This is a genomic window from Pedobacter suwonensis (assembly GCF_900111825.1).
Taxonomy (GTDB): domain Bacteria; phylum Bacteroidota; class Bacteroidia; order Sphingobacteriales; family Sphingobacteriaceae; genus Pedobacter; species Pedobacter suwonensis.
This window is the reverse complement of record NZ_FOJM01000007.1, coordinates 95,197-113,316: the sequence shown is the minus strand read 5'-3', so window position 1 is coordinate 113,316 and position 18,120 is coordinate 95,197. Positions and strand designations below refer to the sequence as shown.

Here is an 18,120-nt window from a genome sequence, read left to right as displayed (position 1 = left end):
ACGGAATAATCTATTTTGTGGTGTTAGCTGTTATCAGCTGACACACATAATTATAATGATAGAAACTTGCAATTAAGCCTTCTTTTCAAAACAAAACAATCGGATGGTAACATCCGACTGCACATTAAATACTTGCAAAACCAAAGAGTTGTCAACTTTAATATCCGGACGGACGGAAAGTTGACAACTCTGAACTGCTAAAACAACTTACCGATTACGCGGTAAGTAATGTTATTTCCATCAACTACCTCTTCATAATACACATCATCAGGCGAGACAAAATATTTTTCATTTTTAATGGTCACCTCTCTGCACCCTTCAGGCAATTGGTCAATAATATCGCCAATATTATGCGTATTAGCCAGGCCATTTGCGGTATTTAAAACGCCATCTTTGCCAGCCACCACATATACGGTTTTACCTTCAGCATTTTCCTTTTGGGTGTAATAAACTCCTTTGTATTCGTAATAATCAACTCCGTTAATGGTTACCCGGTTTGCATCCGAAGGTAAATTTGGAACTTCGGCACCAACTGGTGGTGTGACCACTTCGTATTGATCATTATTTTGTTGATAAAACAATCCACCGGAATAATAGAATTGGGTTGGCCCATACCAGAAAGGATAATAACCATAGGGTAATACATTAATCCTCACACCTAAAAACGGTCTGTAAAAACTGTAATAATTGTAGTATGGTCTGTAATAAGGTCTCCCGAAACCTACTCTGTAACCATAATATGGCCTTCCATAGCCCATCCGATAACCCGGTCTGTAATAACTGTAACTTGATCTGCCAGAGCGGACACCGGTAGAAAAACCACCTCTGCCTGGTCCGCGCAAAGTTGGCTGATGGGAAAATCCACCACCTCGTGATGAGCCAACTGAGCCGGATCTGCCGCCGCCGAAAGAAGCACCGCCTCCGCTCCTGCTTGGCCGCTGTGCAGAAACACTTTCGATACTCCAGGTTGTTATCATCGCTGCTGCAGCGAAAACAACCAATACTTTATTGAATAACCCATTCATTTTTTTGTGTTTAAGTCAATGAACTATATGACGGTAAAAACGCATAAAAGATTATCCTTGAAGCACATTTAACTAAATTTTGATAAAGTAATGACGAATAGAAGGTTAAGCTATAAAAAATACGCAATACAAAAGAATGCCTCATCCATTTTAGACTATCGACCATAAAAATGCAAAACTCTCTTGCATACCATACCTCTGCCCCTGGTCTTCCTACTTTCGGACTCTTCCATTTTCCATCATACCTCATTCCCTCTCCCATGCTAACAAACCTTTTACGCGCTATATTTTTCTTATCAATCGTTAATCACCTATATTTAAATTTTATTCCTAAAAGCCAGCTCAAATGAACCTTACCAAAGTTTTCAGCCTTTTATTTTGCCTGTTTATTTCCAGTGAATTAACGGCTCAACAAACCGATTCGGCTTACGTGAGAGAAAACTATATCAAAATAGAACGCCAGATCCCTATGCGCGATGGAATAAAGCTATTCACCTCCATATACATACCGAAAAACCAATCCAAAAAATACCCGTTTCTGATCAACCGTACACCTTATACTGTTGCCCCATATGGCGAAGATAAATATAAGCTTAGCCTAGGGAATTTTCCGGCCATGATGCGCGAAGGATTTATTTTTGTTTACCAGGATGTGCGGGGCCGCTGGATGAGTGAGGGTACTTTTGCCGACATCCGTCCACAACTGACTGGTAAAAAATCTAAAACAGCGATTGATGAAAGTACGGATACTTATGATACTATCGATTGGTTGGTTAAAAACGTAAAAGGAAACAACGGAAATGCTGGTATTTATGGTATTTCGTATCCTGGTTTTTATTCTACCGCCTCATTGCCAAATGCTCACCCGGCATTAAAGGCTGTTTCTCCTCAGGCACCCGTTACCGATTGGTTTATGGGTGACGATTTCCACCACCGCGGCACATTATTTCTGATGGATGCTTTCAGTTTTATGAGCAGTTTTGGTGTCCCGAGACCAAAACCGATTACACCAGATAAAGGGCCTAAAGGTTTTCAGTTTCCTATTCAGGATAATTATCGCTTTTATTTAGAAGCCGGATCTGTCAAAAATTTAAAAGAACGTTATTTTGCAGATAGTATCAGATTCTGGAACGATTTATTTAAACATCCAAATTTAGATACCTTCTGGAAAGCACGTTTAATTACACCTCACTTAACTCAGGTTAAACCTGTAGTAATGGTGGTGGGGGGCTTTTTCGATGCCGAAGATGCTTATGGCACTTTTGACACTTACAAAGCTATTGAAAAACAAAACCCGGGTGCCAACAATATCCTTGTCGCGGGACCTTGGTTCCATGGTGGCTGGGTACGTAGTGATGGCTCCTTTTTGGGCGATATCAACTTTGGAAAAACCACCAGTATTGATTATCAACAGCAGTATGAATTACCTTTTTTTAAACATTATTTAAAAGGTGAGGGAGATTTTAATGCGGCAGAAGCCAATATTTTTGTAACCGGCAGTAACGAATGGAAAAAATTCAGCACCTGGCCGCCACAAGAAGTAGAAAGCAGGAATCTGTATTTACAGCCCAACGGAAAGCTCAGTTTCGATAAAGTAGGCAGAACCGATAGCTGGGATGAATATGTGAGCGATCCAAATCATCCTGTTCCTTACCAGGATGGTATTCAGGCCAGACGTACCCGGGAATACATGATAGACGATCAGCGTTTTGCAGCCCGCCGCCCCGATGTTAAAACTTATCAGACTGATGCCTTAACCGAAGATATTACCCTAACCGGACCAATACTGGCCAATCTGGTGGTTTCTACTACCGGTACCGATGCCGATTATGTAGTTAAATTGATTGATGTTTATCCTGAAGATGCACCAAACCCGGTACCGAATCCCAAAAACTTAATTATGGGCGGTTACGAAATGTTGGTGCGCGGAGAAATTATGCGCGGAAAATACCGAAACAGTTTCGAAAAACCTGAAGCATTTGTTCCCGGCCAGATTACAAAAGTAAATTATCCACTGCCAGATATCGCGCATACCTTTAAAAAAGGACATAAAATTATGATCCAGATCCAAAATTCATGGTTTCCTTTGGCCGATCGGAATCCGCAGAAATTTATGGATATTTATCAGGCCGAACCACAGGACTTTCAAAAAGCAACACACAGAATTTATCACGATGTACATAACAGTTCTTTCCTTACCGTTTCTGTATTAAAATAAAGCCGTTACGTATCACCAATGCCTTGGTTCGTGCGCCATGAAACGAAACACAAAACAACTTACTTATCCTTAAAAAATGAAATACTTAAAACTAATCCTTATCCTGCTTTCGGCATCCACAGCTTTCGCACAAAGCGATACAGGATACCCAAAAACAAACTATACCAAAAAAGAGGTGTATATCCCTATGCGCGATGGCACTAAACTTTTTACAGCCATTTATACGCCAAAAGATGCATCAAAGGATAAAAAGTATCCGATGATTATGCAGCGTACCTGCTACAGTGTTGCCCCTTATGGCGAAGATAAATTCCCGGCACGTTTAGGGCCGTCCGATCTGATGATGAAAGAAGGTTATATTGTAGTGATGCAGGATGTACGCGGACGCTGGAAAAGTGAAGGCACCTGGACCAATATGACGCCGGTTATCGACAATAAAAAATCGAAGAAAGATGTGGATGAAGGTTCTGATACTTATGATACCATTGATTGGTTAGTCAAAAATGTGGCTAATAATAATGGTAAAGTAGGCCAATGGGGTATTTCTTATCCTGGCTTTTATACCGCAGCGGGGATTTTAAGTAATCACCCTGCGTTAAAGGCATCATCACCACAGGCGCCCATTTCCGATTTCTTTTTTGATGATTTTCACCATAATGGATCATTTTTACAAAGCTACTTCTTTACTTTCCCGGTATTTGGTGTACAAAAAACGGATACAACCTCAAAACCTTGGTACAATAACCAGATGATTTTACCAAAAACCAAAGATGGCTATCAATTTGCGCTGGATCTCGGCCCATTAACTAATGCCGATAAGTATTATAAAAACAATTTCTTCTGGCAGGAAACCGTTAACCATCCAAACTACGATGAATTTTGGCAAAAACGTGGTCTGCTAAAACATTATGGTGCCATTAAACCGGCGGTGATGGTAGTGGGCGGCTGGTACGATGCGGAAGATTTATCAGGCCCTCTGAACATATATAAAACCATCGAAAAGAAAAATCCAAATGCTTATAATACCATCGTGATGGGGCCATTCGGACATGGCAGATGGAGCCGCGAAACTGGCCACACCATGCATAGCAACGTATTTTTTGGCGATAGCATTGCTACTTTTTACCAGAAAGAAATTGAAGCCAAATTTTTTAACCACTTCTTAAAAGGCAATGGTGATAAAAACAGCGGTTTGCCAGAAGCTTATATGTTCGATACCGGTAAAAAACAATGGGAAACCTTTGATCAATGGCCAACAGAAAAAGCAAGCAAACAAAAATTATACTTGGGTGCAGATGGAAAATTAAGTATGACCGCTCCCCAATCGCCCGGCTCAGTAAATTACATCAGCGATCCTTTAAAACCAGTTCCTTACACGGAAGATTTAACCACTACCCTAGGTTTTACGCCGCATAATTACATGAGTGAAGACCAGCGTTTTGCGGGCAGGAGACCAGATGTACTGGTTTACCAAACCGATATATTAGATAACGACATTACTTTGGGTGGCGAAATCATGTCGCACCTTAAAATAGCCACTACTGGTACCGATGCAGATTTTATCGTAAAACTGATCGATGTATATCCGGCCGATGAGCCGAACAATCCTTATATGCCAAATAAAAATATCACCCTGAGCAATTATTGGCAAATGGTACGTTCGGAAGTGATGCCCGCCCGTTTCCGCAACAGCTTTGAAAAACCAGAAGCCTTGGTGGCCAATCAAAAAACTGGCGTAAATTTTAAATTGCAGGACGTATTACACACCTTTAAAAAGGGACATAGAATTATGGTTCAGGTACAAAGTACCGCTTTTCCGCTATTTGCCCGTAATCCGCAAAAATTTGTAGAGAATCCTTATAAGGCTACTGAAGCAGATTATATTAAAGCCACGCAAACTGTTTTTAACGACAGTTTTATCGAAGTTGACGTCATTAAATAAGCGTTATTACACGCTCGTCTCTGACGAGCGTGTAATAACCATTCGTTTTTAACGATTAATAAAATCTTTCCTGCTTCGGTTCGTATCGCTACGTGCCTAAAGCACTAGTCAAACAACAATGAAAAAACTATTTATCCTTTTCGCACTTGCGTTTAGTATTCCAACTGCACAGGCACAACTGCTAGGCAAAAACCAAATCAATTCACGGGCCGATAGTCTGCGTGGAACACTTACTCCTTTACGCACTTGTTACGATATCAACTATTACCACCTGGACGTAAAAATCGATATCGATCAGAAATCAATTGTCGGAAGCAACGAATTTGCATTTACCGCTACACAGGATTTCACTAAACTGCAGTTTGATCTTTTTGATAACCTCAAAGTAGACAAAGTAGTGTATAAGGGTACTGATTTACCTTTTACCCGAGAATACAATGCTGTTTTTGTAACCTTTCCTAAACCGGTAAAGAAAGGAAGCAAAGATAAATTTACCGTTTTCTATTCCGGTAATCCATTAGTAGCAAAAACGCCGCCCTGGGATGGTGGTTTTATCTTTAAAAAAGATGTTGCTGGCAATCCTTTCGTTTCTGTAGCCTGCCAGGGTTTAGGTGCAAGCGTATGGTGGCCCAATAAAGACCACCAGAGTGATGAGGTAGACAGTATGCTCATCAGCATTACTGTTCCTAAAACTTTACAGGAAATATCCAACGGAAGATTAAGAAATACGGTAAATCTACCCGATGGTCACAAACAATACAATTGGTTTGTTTCCAACCCCATCAATAACTACGATGTTACGTTTTACATTGGTAAATATGCCCATTGGCGGGATAGTTATGATGGCGAAAATGGGAAACTCAGCATTGACTATTGGGCACTACAAACAGACAGCGCCAAAGCACGCCCTCATTGGGACGCCGATGTTAAACCGATGCTTAAATGTTTCGAATATTGGTTTGGTCCTTATCCGTGGTATAAAGATGGCTACAAACTGGTTCAGGCACCGCATTTAGGCATGGAACATCAAAGTGCGGTTGCTTACGGCAATCAGTTTAAACCAGGTTATTTAGGTAAAGATTTAAGCGGAACCGGACATGGCCTGAAATGGGATTTTATCACCATTCATGAGAGCGGCCACGAGTGGTTCGGGAATAATATTACTGCAAAAGATATCGCCGATATGTGGATCCACGAAGGTTTTACCAATTATTCGGAAGTATTGTTTACAGAATGTAACGAAAGTAAAGTTGCTGCTGAAGAATATGTAATCGGGCTACAGAAAATTATTCAGAATGATATACCTTTAATCGGTCCTTATAATGTAAACAAAGAAGGTTCAGGCGATATGTATCCGAAAGGTGCAAATCTGGCAAGTATCATCCGACAGCTTATTAATAATGATGAAAAATTCAGACAGATTCTCCGCGGGTTGAACAAAACCTTTTATCATCAGACAGTAACTACTGCGCAGGTTGAAAATTACATTGCCAAACAGAGCGGCTTAAAATTAGATAAAATTTTCGATCAGTATCTTCGCCATACCAAGCCACCTGTTCTGGAATATAAAATCAGTAATGGTGTCCTGTCCTATCGTTGGTTAACTGATGTTAAGGGCTTCGATATGCCCGTACGGGTAACCTTAAAAGCAGGTGCGTATACTTTAATTAAACCAACCAATGATTGGCAAACCATTAAAGTAGATGCCGGCATAAATGCAGATAATTTTAAACACGATCCATTGTTTTATATCAATACAAAAAAATCGGGTTAGATCTCAAAGAAGTCAAGTTTTGACTTCTTCCTTTAGGCAAAATAGAAATTACTGATAGAGAGAATTAAATTTCGTGTTACGCAACTTTTTGAAAAAACCAACGTCTTATAGAAAAAGCTCATTATTTATCTAAAAAAACAAAATCTATAACCATGAAAAAAGTATTCGCCATATTATTAGCCTCTTTAACATTAAGCTTTAGCCTTAATGCCATTGCAAAAGATCAGATCAGCATCAACGCTTCTAAAAATAACAGCGACGAAAGAGTTGTGAAAAATTTTAATGGTGTTGCTGTAGCAGGCCCTATCAATGTAATTGTAACTTTCGGGAACAACGAAAGCTGCCGTTTAGAAGGTGATGCGGAAGCACTGGCCACAATTGTTACCGAAGTTAAAAGCAATATTTTAGTTATCCGTCCGCAAACCAGCATCACCAGTTGGTCTAGAAAATACGAAGGCAAAAAAATAACGGCTTATGTATCAGCAAAAGAGTTAGCAAGTTTAACGGTTAGCGGTGATGGAAGTTTAGTCGTAAATGGAAAAATCAGCACAGGAAGCCTAACAACAACCGTTAGTGGTTCTGGAAATATTAAGGCAACAGCAGATGTAGATAATTATAGTGGTGTAATCAGCGGCTCAGGATCAATCAATATTACAGGTGGTGCAGACCACTCAAAAGTAGTAATCAGCAGTTCTGGCACTTTTGCTGGTAAATCTTTTTCTACAAAAACATTAACCAGTACCATTAGCGGTTCAGGAACGGTGAACATTGCAGTTAGCGAAAGCATCAGGGCTGTAATTAGCGGATCAGGAAGCGTTAACTATACTGGTAATCCTACTGTAGACAAAACAGTTATTGGCTCGGGTAGCGTAAGAAAAGTATAGGATCAGATTCATCATAGAAGGAACGCCCCGGAGAAATTTGGGGCATTTTTTATTCTTTACAGATTTTTTTCTTGTGGAAAGCAAATACAGAAGCTGTTGGGTTACAGCAGTCCCGCCATTTGCTTTAGCCCTGATGCTACTTTAGTGCCGATTCATCGGTAAAGAATAAGGGGCTGCCGCTGCTGTCGGGTTTAGGATAGAAAGGCCTGCCCAAGTAACTTAAACCTGACAGAAGCGGGCACGAACGCAGAGAACTAAAGCGGATGGCAGGGCTTTCGGAACCGATGTACACAGAAACCTGCTTTCCAAAAAATTGTATTTTCAACAGATTCAAATGCCGATACGGCATACCAAAACATTTATCATGATGCAAAAACACATGATACAAAGTGGTATTCAATTCAAAAAAATTATATTCGCTTATCACTTCCTTACTATGAAAAAAATATCATTAGCACTTTTATTTGTCAGCATAACCTACCTTGCCTATTCGCAGGAAGAAACACTCAATAAAAAATACCGCCCTATAGTTATCGCTTTCATCAATGCTGTTAAAAGTGGGGATGTAGAGAAACTGAGCAGCAAAATTAAGTATCCCTTAAACAGAGCCTACCCTATTCCGCCGATTAAAAACAAACAGGAATTTGTAAAACGTTACAAAGAAATATTTGATGATAATCTGGCTAAAAAGATCGTTAATAGTACACCCGAAACCGATTGGAGTGACGTGGGTTGGCGTGGCATTATGTTGCTACGCGGCGAATTATGGCTTGATACCGATGGAAAATTAATTGCTGTTAACCATCAATCGAAGCTGGAAGCAGAAGAACAAGCCAGATTAATCAATGTAGAAAAAAGCAGCGTTCATCCGTCAATTGGCAATTTTGAACAACCGGTACTTGTTTTAGAAACTGCTCAGTACCGGATCAGGATTGATGATCTGGGCAACGACAACTACCGATATGCCTCATGGCCAATAAAAAGTAAAATGAGCGATAAGCCTGAATTAATTTTAACCAATGGGAAATTTAAGCCTGACGGCAGTGGCGGCAACCACAATTACCAATTTAAAAGCGGCGACTATATATACACCTGCTTTATCATTGTAATGGGCGAAAAAGGTGCTCCTCCCGCACAACTAGTTGTTACGACGGCGGGAAAGGAAATATTATCTCAACCAGCAAAAAAAATCAACCCTTTATTGCAATAAATGCTTACCGAAACACTAAAAAAACTTTTTAACCGGGATCTTAGCAAGCTGAAATCTGAAATTGAAGCTTACCAAAATGAGAAAAATCTTTGGCGGACAGGCCATGGAATTGCAAATTCCGCGGGGAACCTCTGCCTCCACCTCGTTGGCAACCTGAATACTTACATCGGCGCTACTTTAGGTGGCACCGATTATGTAAGGAACCGCGAACTGGAATTTTCCCTAAAAGATTTGCCAAAGCAGGAATTAATCAGCATGATCGAAGCAACCATCACCGTGGTGAGCAAAACTTTAGATCGGGTAAGCCAGGCGCAGATGGATAACGAGTATCCGACAAAAGTATTAGAGGAAAAAACCTCTACCGAATTTTTTCTCGTTCACCTCAGCACACATTTAACTTATCACCTGGGGCAGATTAATTACCATCGGAGGCTGTTGGATAGGTAATTGAAGCAGTTGTGAGCGATGAGCAGCCTAACCTGAATCACAGCGATCCTAATGATTCAGGAAGAAATCTTTGGCTATGAAAAATCTTCCCTTAGCTAATGAGCCTAATGCATTAGCACGATGAAACTTCCGTGCTTTTTCTGTGTTTCCATGGTTATTATAAATCAGGTATCTTAAACAAAAAAAGAGGCCTCAACCTCTTTTAATTCGTATTAAAACTGGACCCCGAACAGCCAGATATTTTCAATGTAATTAATCTTCTGACTCGCATGGTCATATTCATCCCAACCTGTGGTGTGCACATTTGTTAAATTCGTGGCACCAAATTTTGTGGTATTCTGCAGGTAAACATTTCTCCAGATATAAAATTTAAGTCCAACTTTTGCCGAAACGCCATAACCTGAAATGCTGAAATGGTTATTTCTACCCTGGCCGAAAAGGCGTACATCTGATCGTGGCACCATTAATCCGCCACCCAAACCTGTTTCTAAAGTCAAGGAAGTATTGCCTCCGGGTGCAACCCAGATATCATCATAACGCTCAATTTCAATATTAGCATAGTTAAAGCCATCAGTATGCTCATAAGTGAGCATATTCTCTTTCACGTTAATATTTTGCCCGTTATAATCGCCAGCCAAGCTTCCGGTGGGTGTGTTTGTAGGCGAAATATTGGAACCAATATGACCATCAATCGTAACAGTTTGCGGAATATCCATCACATACTTCATGTGGTCCCAACCTATTGAAATGCTGTAATTATCTTTTAGAAAATATCCAACGCGTATATCATACTGTGGCACAGTTATTAAACCCGGATTTAAATAACTCCAGCTCAATTTCGATTGTCGATCGTGTGCAGCAACATCTTTTAAAGTAAAATCATAATTAGGCCCCTGAAACCTGATATCGCTCTTGCCGTACCAGGAGCTATTATACCCCCAGTTGAAAAAGAAATCGCCTTTACGCGAAAAATTTCTTCTATGCATAGGGTTGAATAAGCTTTTAGAAGTTGATATACGGTCTGTTGTAACGCTTTGAATTTCTTGTGCCTGCATCCGCTTGCCAAACAAGAATGCCAAAAAAAGAATGGTTATTTTTTTCACGTGGCAAATTGAGCAAAAAGACGAATCATTTACAATAGGTTTAACACTTCGCCGCGGCTTGTCAGGTAAAAAATGACTTTAAAACATTAAAACCTGGTGTATATGGCAAACTGAATAATGTTATTGACCGTATTGTTTGAAAGGCCATGTGTAGCCTGGTTCATATAACCAGCTTCCAGATCGAGTTGCTTCGAAAAACGATAACCTGCGGCAAGGTATAATCTGTTCTGATCAAACACACTGTTATTGATTTTGCTTTTGTTCTGAAGATTTAAAAAAACTTCGTTTTGTAAAGCCACAAAAGCCCCCTTGGTAAAAGCAGGCTGCGTTTTCTGTAGGGGCTGAATCAACCTCACAAAATAACGGAACCGCTGCGAAAATACATCCTCTCCGGTTCTGCCGATAAAACGTTGCTCAACCCTAAACCTATGACTTGCAAATACCGAACTGAGTTTATGATTGTAAATGTATTGTTCAAAAATACGGTGTTCGTGAAGGGTAAGATCGGCACTTCCCGTCATTTCTGTTGTGGTGGTCTGCCACAGATACCCTAATGCAACATTACTTTTGTTATTGATGAAATACTGCAACGCAGGCCTTACCAAAGTATTCCGCACATAGCCCCAATCATCGGCGGAACGGGCTTGAAAGTCAAATTGCAATCCCAATTTATCATTAAACCTGGTGTTATTTAAAAACATAAACCAACCCGAATTTTGATGTTGGGTTTGCGCATATAGCTTTCCTGAAGCCATGATGAGTACCATCACGGCAGATAATAGTATTTTTTTCATAATAGATAAACCGGTTTTACCTGTGTGCCGCTAAATTAGTAGAAATATATGAGAGTCCGAAGTAAGGGGGATGAAAGTCGGAAGTCGGAGGTCCGGGGTCAGAAGTCCAATCGCCTGAATTATACCCCCAGCTTGGCGTTCTTTGCGAAGACCTCTGCTCACTTTGCGGTTAAAAGAGTCGAAAGTCAGGGGACCGGCATCAGAAGTCCAATCGCCTAAATTACACCTCCAGCTTGGCGTTCTTCGCGAAAAACTCCGCTCACTTTGCGGTTAAAAGAGTCGAAAGTCAGGGGGCCGGCGTCAGAAGTCTGATCGCCTAAATTACACCTCCAGCTTGGCGTTCTTCGCGAAAAACTCCGCTCACTTTGCGGTTAAAAGAGTCGAAAGTCAGGGGGCCGGCGTCAGAAGTCTGATCGCCTTAATTTAAAATTCATTTAATGTTAAACAATTAAAAATATATCTTCGTTAAAGATTTGGGCATTAAGGCGTTTTACATCACCTTAAAACTGCGCTTATTTTAACATTACAAAACGTAAAAAAGAACAAAAATGATTATTGAACCTAGAATGAGGGGCTTTATCTGTTTAACCGCACATCCTGAAGGCTGCGCGCAAAACGTAAAGAATCAAATTGAATATGTAAAATCTAAAGGCGCGATCAACGGCCCGAAAAAAGTATTGGTTATTGGCGCATCAACTGGTTTCGGTTTAGCATCGCGTATTACTGCTGCTTATGGCTCTGGCGCTTCTACCATTGGCGTATTTTTTGAAAAAGCACCTTCAGAAGGTAAAACAGCATCACCAGGCTGGTATAACACTGCAGCCTTCGAAAAAGAAGCTCATGCTGCAGGTTTGTATGCCAAAAGTATCAATGGCGATGCTTTCTCTAAAGAAATTAAAGACAAAACCATCGAGCTCATCAAAGCTGACCTTGGTCAGGTGGATCTTGTTATTTATAGCCTGGCTTCGCCTGTAAGAAAACACCCTGATACCGAAGTATTACACCGCTCTACCTTAAAACCTATCGGTGGTACCTATACCAATAAGACTGTCGATTTCCACACCGGTAAGGTGAGCGAGATATCCATTGAGCCAGCTACGGAAGAAGATATTGCCAATACCGTTGCCGTAATGGGCGGAGAGGATTGGGCCATGTGGATTGATGCCTTAAAAGCTGAAAATCTGCTTGCCGAAGGTGCAACCACCGTAGCTTATTCATATATAGGTCCTGCTTTAACTGAACCGGTATACCGCAAAGGGACAATTGGAAGAGCCAAAGATGATTTAGAAGCAACTGCATTTAAAATAGCTGATAAATTAAAAGATATTGAGGGCAAAGCCTATGTATCGGTTAATAAAGCATTGGTAACGCAGGCAAGTTCTGCAATTCCGGTTATTCCGTTATATATTTCATTGTTGTACAAAGTGATGAAAGCAGAAGGCGTTCACGAAGGTACAATTGAGCAGATCCAACGTTTATATGCTAACCGGTTATACACAGGCAACGCCGTTCCTGTTGATGAAAAAGGAAGAATCAGAATAGACGATTGGGAAATGCGTGAGGATATTCAGGCTAAAGTGGCTAAACTTTGGGAAGAAGCTACAACTGAAACCTTGCCTGCAATAGGCGATTTACCTGGTTACAGATCTGATTTCTTAAGTTTATTTGGTTTCGAAATTGATCAGGTTGATTATCAAAAAGATACCCAGGAAGTGGTAGAAATTGAAGGTTTGGTAAATTAAATCACTAATTCATAATATATGTGTCATTCCCAACTTAATTGGGAATCGTAATGCTAGGGGCTTTAAGATTTCCAGGTGCATGGAAATGACGAATTTTTAAAAACACAATCACAAACGGCTGGCCGAAAAGCCGGCCGTTTTCATTACAAATAAAATGAGTTTCGATTTACAGCCCACGCTAGAACACGATTTGATCAAGGTAGTTCCATTAAAGGAATCTGATTTTGAAGCGCTTTTTGCTGTAGCTTCGGATCCTTTAATTTGGGAGCAGCACCCCAATAAAGACCGGTACAAAAGAGCGGTATTCGAAAATTTCTTTAAAGGGGCTATAGCATCAAAAGGTGCCTTTATCATTTATGAAAACGGAACGGATAAAATTGTGGGCAGTTCCAGGTACTACGATTTAGATGAAAATGACCATTCAGTTGCCATTGGCTACACTTTTATTGCGCGTGAATTTTGGGGCAAGGGACATAATAAGGCTTTAAAAACGTTAATGTTCAATCATGCTTTTCGATTTATAGATAAAGTAGTATTACATATCGGTGCGACTAACTTTCGTTCGCAAAAATCAATTGAAAAATTAGGAGGTGTGAAAATCGCTGAAATAGAGGTAGCCTATTATGGCGAGCCACTAAAATGGAATTACGTATACCAGATCGACAAGCTATACTGGGAGACGTTGCAATAATATTTTAGCCATAGCGTTTAATATATAAAAGAAACTGTAGTTAACGATACTTACCCCCACGCCAGCCCGGCAAAACATCTTGCTCTAATCTTGTGTTGTTAACTCTAAATAGAGCGCAACACCGAATAAAATCGTGTTTGTACTTTAGTATTGTTATCTTTGTATAATTCTCCTTTCCACTCACCCTTCAAAAACAAAACAATTAAATAAAATATGGCTAAATCTCAGGCAACATACAGTAAAAAAGAGAACGAAAAAAAACGATTAAAAAAACAAAAAGACAAACAAGAAAAAAAAGAAGAACGTCAGGCTAATGCTAAAAAAGGCTTAACGCTTGAAGATATGATGGCGTACGTTGATGAAAACGGGAACATCTCTTCTACTCCGCCAGATCCGAAGAAAAAGAAAGTTATCAATACAGAAGATATTCAGATCGGCATTTCAAGACAAGAAGACATCGTTGATGAAAACCCGGTAAAAAAAGGAACAGTCACTTTCTTTAACGACAGCAAAGGCTACGGTTTTATTAAAAACACTGAAACACAAGACAGTATTTTCGTTCATGCAAACGGTTTAATCACCCAGATTAAAGAAGGTGATAAAGTTACGTTTGAAGTAGAAATGGGCCAAAAAGGACCAACGGCAGTTAAAGTATCAAAAGTTTAACCGCTAACACGCTATTCGCTTTGCAACTCCTAATTGCAAATACATGATTAAAATTTTGCAGAAAACTCTGCTGCGCCAGGTTTTATAACCACTTTATAATTCCGTCTATTTAAGCATAAAACCTTGCGCATAATTTTTTTCATACATTCATTTTAACTATATTTGATTATGAAATTTAATCAAGATCATAAAAGAAAAAAAGTTAATCCATTGAGAATTGAAATCATGCAATCAATGCTTGCATCATTCAAAATTGAAGGTATTTCCATTTCTAGTGAATCTGCAACCGCTGCTTTAAAAAAAATTGAAGTTAGTCTGGAAAAATAAAATCTATCATCTTTTCCATCAATCGATATTCACCGTCTGTAGCCACTTGTATGGCTAATACATAATTTTTAAATTCATCTTCACCAATCTTCTCAAATTTTAGCGAACTGAAACCAGCTTTTCGGCACATTAAGTTAGCTAAAATCCTTGCTGTCCTGCCATTTCCTTCTCTAAATGGATGGATTAACAGGAGTTCTGCATGTACTTTTGCTATATTGGATATTAACTGTTTCCTATCTATATATTTTTTGGGTAGTTCTTTTAATATTTCCTGTTCAAATTGTTTCATTGTTTCATTCAAAAACCTCGCCGCGGCAAATGGAAAACCTCCTTTGGAAATATTAACGTCACGATATTTACCTGCAAAACTATACAAATGAGATAATGCTAGTTTATGAATACCAAGAATATAGGAGACGCTGAATTTTGTACTCGGTGTTAATCTTTCTGACAGTATAATCTCTGCCTTTAAAAAACCTTCAAATTCTGACAGATTGATATCTGTTAAACTTGTTAATCCTAATTTATTGGGCAATACTTCATTTTGATCATTTGGAATCTGATATTTCATAATATTAATTTAATAAAATAATTTTAATTAAATTAACAAGCCAAGGCACTCCTACTAACTTAGTATCTGAATATTCATAGCTAATTCAATAAAAAATCATAAAAAAATAAAATCTCGGTGTGGAATTTGTACATGATTTACATCATTACAGTACACACAAAGAAAAATAGATATGAAACCTGCATAAGCACAAAAGCTAAATACAAAAAAGCTTATGCAAGCTTCATAACAGTTAAAAAACACTACAAATTATGAAAAAGTTAATAGCACTAGCCCTGGTTGCATTTTTAGGTTTATCCTCAGCAATGGCCCAACAAGTAGATTTACGTAGAAAAATAAGCGTAAGCGGTACCTCAGAAACAGAAGTTACCCCCGATATCATCTACATCGGTATTTCACTTAAAGAATATTTAAACGGAAAGAAAAAAGTTGATATTACAGAGTTGGAAAAACAATTGTATGCCGCAGTACAAAAAGCAGGTATTGCAAAAGAGAATCTAACCATTAGCAACTTAAGCAGCTGGAATTATGCTACGGAAAAGAAAAAAAATCCTGATTTCCTGGCCAGTAAACAGTACCGTTTAAAAGTCAGCGATTTAAACAAATTCAACCTTATATTAGAATCTTTAGATGCTAAAGGAATTGCCAATACGAATATTGAAAGTTACGATTATTCTAAAATCGAAAACTTAAAAAAAGAGCTTAAAGTTAAAGCCTTATTGGCCGCAAAAGAGAAAGCAACATATATGGTAGAGGCACTAGGCGATAAATTAGGTAGTGTAATTGAGATACAAGACGGCGGGGACAATGTAATGCAACCTGTTTACAGAAATTATGCAATGAAAGCTGAAATGGCCGACGCTTCCAGTGCACCTGAAATTGATTTCAAGAAAATCAAACTGAATTTTACAGTAAATGCGGTTTTCGAGATCAAATAAGAATTTCAATAATAAATTAATGCTTTTAAAACCTACCAGAACATTTTGGTAGGTTTTTTGTTACCTAGAGATTGAACACTAAAAAATTAGATATTATGAAAAAATTCATCTACACACTTGCGCTGGTATTTGCTTTAGGCATTAGCTTTAATTCAGCTCAGGCAGCTGACAAACCTGCGAAAAACCCAACAGAATTATCTGCAGAACAAGCAGTGAAACTGGAAAAAATTAAAACCCGTGTTGAAGAAATCAGAGACATGGACAAATCGAACTTAACCAGAGCAGAGCGTAAGGCTTTACGTAGCGAGTTAAAAGAATTAAAAGGTCAGGCCCGGGCCATTTCTGGTGGAGTTTACCTTTCAGTTGGCGCAATCATCATCATTATTTTGTTATTGATCCTGATTTTATAATCTCAAGAAACACATCTATCTATAAAAACAAAAAGCTTTGCAACGTTGCAAAGCTTTTTTTATTAGAAATATCGTCATTGCTGTGACGATTCATCGAAAACTAATCAATCCTATCAAAGCCGGTATACTTCACTAAAGCTTCCGGAATTTTAATTCCATTTTCAGTTTGATAATTTTCTAAAATAGATGCCACGATGCGGGGCAAGGCCAATGCGCTTCCGTTTAATGAGTGGGCCAACTGCGCTTTTCCCTCTTTGCCTTTAAAACGTAATTTCAAACGGTTACTCTGGTAGGTTTCAAAGTTTGATACAGAAGAAACTTCCAGCCAGCGTTCCTGGGCAGCACTCCATACCTCCATATCGTAGGTCATGGCAGAAGTAAAGCCCATATCACCACCACATAAACGCAAAACGCGGTAGTGTAATCCCAGTTCTTTCAATAAAGATTGCACATATTGGCTCATCTCTTCTAAAGTTTCATAAGATTTATCCGGATGGGTAACCTGAACCACCTCAACCTTATCAAACTGGTGTAAACGGTTTAAACCACGTACATGAGCACCGTATGAGCCTGCTTCCCTACGGAAGCAAGGCGTATAAGCTGTATTTTTAATCGGTAAATCTTCTTCTTTAAGAATGACATCACGGTACAAATTGGTTACCGGAACTTCTGCTGTCGGGATTAAATATAAATCATCAACAGTTGAATGGTACATTTGCCCTTCTTTATCTGGTAACTGGCCAGTACCAAAGCCTGAAGCTGCATTAACCAAATGCGGTACCTGCATTTCTTTATAACCCGCAGCTGTTGCATGATCTAGAAAGAAATTGATCAGCGCCCGCTGTAACCTCGCCCCTTTTCCTTTATAAACAGGAAAACCAGCACCAGTGATTTTTACGCCTAATTCGAAATCGATAATATCATATTTCGCAGCAAGCTCCCAATGTGGTAACGCTTTGCTTGGTAACTGAGCAGGCTCGCCATGTGTTAAAACAACCTCGTTTTCTTCTGCAGTAGACCCCTTTTTTACCAGGTGATAGGGCAAATTAGGCAATTGAACAATCAAATTGTGCTGAGCAGTCTCCAACTCATTCAATTGATCACTCAGGTTTTTAATATTTTCCTTGTGAGAAGCCGTTTGTGCCTTAATGGCCTCCGCTTCTTCTTTTTTACCCGTACGCATTAAATCGCCAATCTGCTTGGCAGCTGCGTTAGCTTCAGCAGAAATGCTATCCAACGAAGTTTGAGTGGAACGACGTTCTTCATCAATTTTAATGATTTCGTCTACCAGTTCTGGTTGTTTAAAATTACGGATACTTAAACGTTCTAAAACTTTCTCTCTATTTTCGCGGATATAGTTAACTTGCAGCATTATTTA

17 protein-coding genes are annotated in these 18,120 nt (G+C 39.2%); 12 read left to right on the top strand and 5 right to left on the bottom strand.

What is annotated here, in order from left to right:
• Positions 1-197: 197 nt before the first annotated feature.
• Positions 198-1,025, bottom strand: a complete 828-nt coding sequence (locus BM107_RS10645) for a DUF6515 family protein (RefSeq protein ID WP_090983060.1) — start codon at positions 1,023-1,025, stop codon at positions 198-200.
• Positions 1,026-1,371: 346 nt separating this feature from the next.
• On the opposite strand from BM107_RS10645, the gene BM107_RS10640 reads away from it, so the two are divergent.
• From BM107_RS10640 to BM107_RS10610, 6 genes are all read left to right on the top strand, one after another.
• Complete coding sequence (locus BM107_RS10640) at positions 1,372-3,243, top strand: CocE/NonD family hydrolase (protein WP_090983058.1); 1,872 nt, start codon at positions 1,372-1,374, stop codon at positions 3,241-3,243.
• Positions 3,244-3,319: 76 nt separating this feature from the next.
• Positions 3,320-5,185: a CocE/NonD family hydrolase gene (locus BM107_RS10635; protein ID WP_090983056.1), complete on the top strand. Its 1,866-nt coding sequence runs from the start codon at positions 3,320-3,322 to the stop codon at positions 5,183-5,185.
• 118 nt (positions 5,186-5,303) lie between these two features.
• A complete protein-coding gene (locus tag BM107_RS10630; protein ID WP_090983054.1) occupies positions 5,304-6,959 on the top strand; it encodes a M1 family metallopeptidase in 1,656 nt (551 codons plus the stop codon).
• A 152-nt stretch (positions 6,960-7,111) separates the two neighbouring features.
• Complete coding sequence (locus tag BM107_RS10625; RefSeq protein ID WP_090983052.1) at positions 7,112-7,843, top strand: head GIN domain-containing protein; 732 nt, start codon at positions 7,112-7,114, stop codon at positions 7,841-7,843.
• A gap of 436 nt (positions 7,844-8,279) precedes the next feature.
• Entirely contained in the window at positions 8,280-9,053 is a 774-nt protein-coding gene (locus BM107_RS10615) for a hypothetical protein (RefSeq protein ID WP_090983331.1), read from the top strand.
• Complete coding sequence (locus tag BM107_RS10610) at positions 9,054-9,500, top strand: DinB family protein (protein WP_090983048.1); 447 nt, start codon at positions 9,054-9,056, stop codon at positions 9,498-9,500.
• Positions 9,501-9,712: 212 nt separating this feature from the next.
• On the opposite strand, the gene BM107_RS10605 is transcribed toward BM107_RS10610, so the two are convergent.
• Positions 9,713-10,486 carry a hypothetical protein gene (locus tag BM107_RS10605; protein WP_244278784.1) on the bottom strand — a complete coding sequence of 258 codons (774 nt, stop codon included), beginning with the start codon at positions 10,484-10,486 and terminating at the stop codon, positions 9,713-9,715.
• A gap of 203 nt (positions 10,487-10,689) precedes the next feature.
• On the bottom strand, positions 10,690-11,397 hold the full coding sequence (locus BM107_RS10600; protein ID WP_090983046.1) for a DUF2490 domain-containing protein: 708 nt from the start codon (positions 11,395-11,397) through the stop codon (positions 10,690-10,692).
• 548 nt (positions 11,398-11,945) lie between these two features.
• Here BM107_RS10600 and fabV point away from each other — a divergent pair.
• The 4 genes from fabV to BM107_RS24670 all read left to right on the top strand — a co-directional run bounded on the left by fabV (position 11,946) and on the right by BM107_RS24670 (position 14,823).
• Positions 11,946-13,139, top strand: a complete 1,194-nt coding sequence (gene fabV / locus BM107_RS10595) for an enoyl-ACP reductase FabV (protein ID WP_090983044.1) — start codon at positions 11,946-11,948, stop codon at positions 13,137-13,139.
• A gap of 154 nt (positions 13,140-13,293) precedes the next feature.
• The gene (locus BM107_RS10590) at positions 13,294-13,830 is read left to right on the top strand and encodes a GNAT family N-acetyltransferase (RefSeq protein WP_090983042.1); all 537 of its coding nucleotides are present in this window, start codon (positions 13,294-13,296) and stop codon (positions 13,828-13,830) included.
• 213 nt (positions 13,831-14,043) lie between these two features.
• The gene (locus BM107_RS10585; RefSeq protein ID WP_090983040.1) at positions 14,044-14,496 is read left to right on the top strand and encodes a cold-shock protein; all 453 of its coding nucleotides are present in this window, start codon (positions 14,044-14,046) and stop codon (positions 14,494-14,496) included.
• A 168-nt stretch (positions 14,497-14,664) separates the two neighbouring features.
• Positions 14,665-14,823: a hypothetical protein gene (locus tag BM107_RS24670; protein WP_159435225.1), complete on the top strand. Its 159-nt coding sequence runs from the start codon at positions 14,665-14,667 to the stop codon at positions 14,821-14,823.
• Here the strand turns inward: BM107_RS24670 and BM107_RS10580 are convergent.
• A complete protein-coding gene (locus BM107_RS10580; RefSeq protein WP_090983037.1) occupies positions 14,807-15,394 on the bottom strand; it encodes a Fic/DOC family protein in 588 nt (195 codons plus the stop codon). The genes BM107_RS24670 and BM107_RS10580 overlap by 17 nt on opposite strands.
• Positions 15,395-15,645: 251 nt before the next feature.
• Between BM107_RS10580 and BM107_RS10575 the strand changes: the two genes are divergently transcribed.
• Both BM107_RS10575 and BM107_RS10570 read left to right on the top strand, forming a co-directional pair.
• Positions 15,646-16,332: an SIMPL domain-containing protein gene (locus BM107_RS10575; RefSeq protein ID WP_090983034.1), complete on the top strand. Its 687-nt coding sequence runs from the start codon at positions 15,646-15,648 to the stop codon at positions 16,330-16,332.
• 95 nt (positions 16,333-16,427) lie between these two features.
• A complete protein-coding gene (locus tag BM107_RS10570) occupies positions 16,428-16,742 on the top strand; it encodes a hypothetical protein (RefSeq protein ID WP_090983032.1) in 315 nt (104 codons plus the stop codon).
• A 100-nt stretch (positions 16,743-16,842) separates the two neighbouring features.
• Here the strand turns inward: BM107_RS10570 and serS are convergent, their stop codons facing one another.
• Complete coding sequence (gene serS, locus BM107_RS10565) at positions 16,843-18,114, bottom strand: serine--tRNA ligase (protein WP_090983030.1); 1,272 nt, start codon at positions 18,112-18,114, stop codon at positions 16,843-16,845.
• Positions 18,115-18,120 lie beyond the last annotated feature (6 nt).

Coding starts and splice junctions, on each gene's coding strand:
- BM107_RS10645 (WP_090983060.1), bottom strand. CDS start 1,025: ATGAATGGGTTATTCAATAAAGTATTGGTTGTTTTCGCTGCAGCAGCG.
- BM107_RS10640 (WP_090983058.1), top strand. CDS start 1,372: ATGAACCTTACCAAAGTTTTCAGCCTTTTATTTTGCCTGTTTATTTCC.
- BM107_RS10635 (WP_090983056.1), top strand. CDS start 3,320: ATGAAATACTTAAAACTAATCCTTATCCTGCTTTCGGCATCCACAGCT.
- BM107_RS10630 (WP_090983054.1), top strand. CDS start 5,304: ATGAAAAAACTATTTATCCTTTTCGCACTTGCGTTTAGTATTCCAACT.
- BM107_RS10625 (WP_090983052.1), top strand. CDS start 7,112: ATGAAAAAAGTATTCGCCATATTATTAGCCTCTTTAACATTAAGCTTT.
- BM107_RS10615 (WP_090983331.1), top strand. CDS start 8,280: ATGAAAAAAATATCATTAGCACTTTTATTTGTCAGCATAACCTACCTT.
- BM107_RS10610 (WP_090983048.1), top strand. CDS start 9,054: ATGCTTACCGAAACACTAAAAAAACTTTTTAACCGGGATCTTAGCAAG.
- BM107_RS10605 (WP_244278784.1), bottom strand. CDS start 10,486: ATGCATAGAAGAAATTTTTCGCGTAAAGGCGATTTCTTTTTCAACTGG.
- BM107_RS10600 (WP_090983046.1), bottom strand. CDS start 11,397: ATGAAAAAAATACTATTATCTGCCGTGATGGTACTCATCATGGCTTCA.
- fabV (WP_090983044.1), top strand. CDS start 11,946: ATGATTATTGAACCTAGAATGAGGGGCTTTATCTGTTTAACCGCACAT.
- BM107_RS10590 (WP_090983042.1), top strand. CDS start 13,294: ATGAGTTTCGATTTACAGCCCACGCTAGAACACGATTTGATCAAGGTA.
- BM107_RS10585 (WP_090983040.1), top strand. CDS start 14,044: ATGGCTAAATCTCAGGCAACATACAGTAAAAAAGAGAACGAAAAAAAA.
- BM107_RS24670 (WP_159435225.1), top strand. CDS start 14,665: ATGAAATTTAATCAAGATCATAAAAGAAAAAAAGTTAATCCATTGAGA.
- BM107_RS10580 (WP_090983037.1), bottom strand. CDS start 15,394: ATGAAATATCAGATTCCAAATGATCAAAATGAAGTATTGCCCAATAAA.
- BM107_RS10575 (WP_090983034.1), top strand. CDS start 15,646: ATGAAAAAGTTAATAGCACTAGCCCTGGTTGCATTTTTAGGTTTATCC.
- BM107_RS10570 (WP_090983032.1), top strand. CDS start 16,428: ATGAAAAAATTCATCTACACACTTGCGCTGGTATTTGCTTTAGGCATT.
- serS (WP_090983030.1), bottom strand. CDS start 18,114: ATGCTGCAAGTTAACTATATCCGCGAAAATAGAGAGAAAGTTTTAGAA.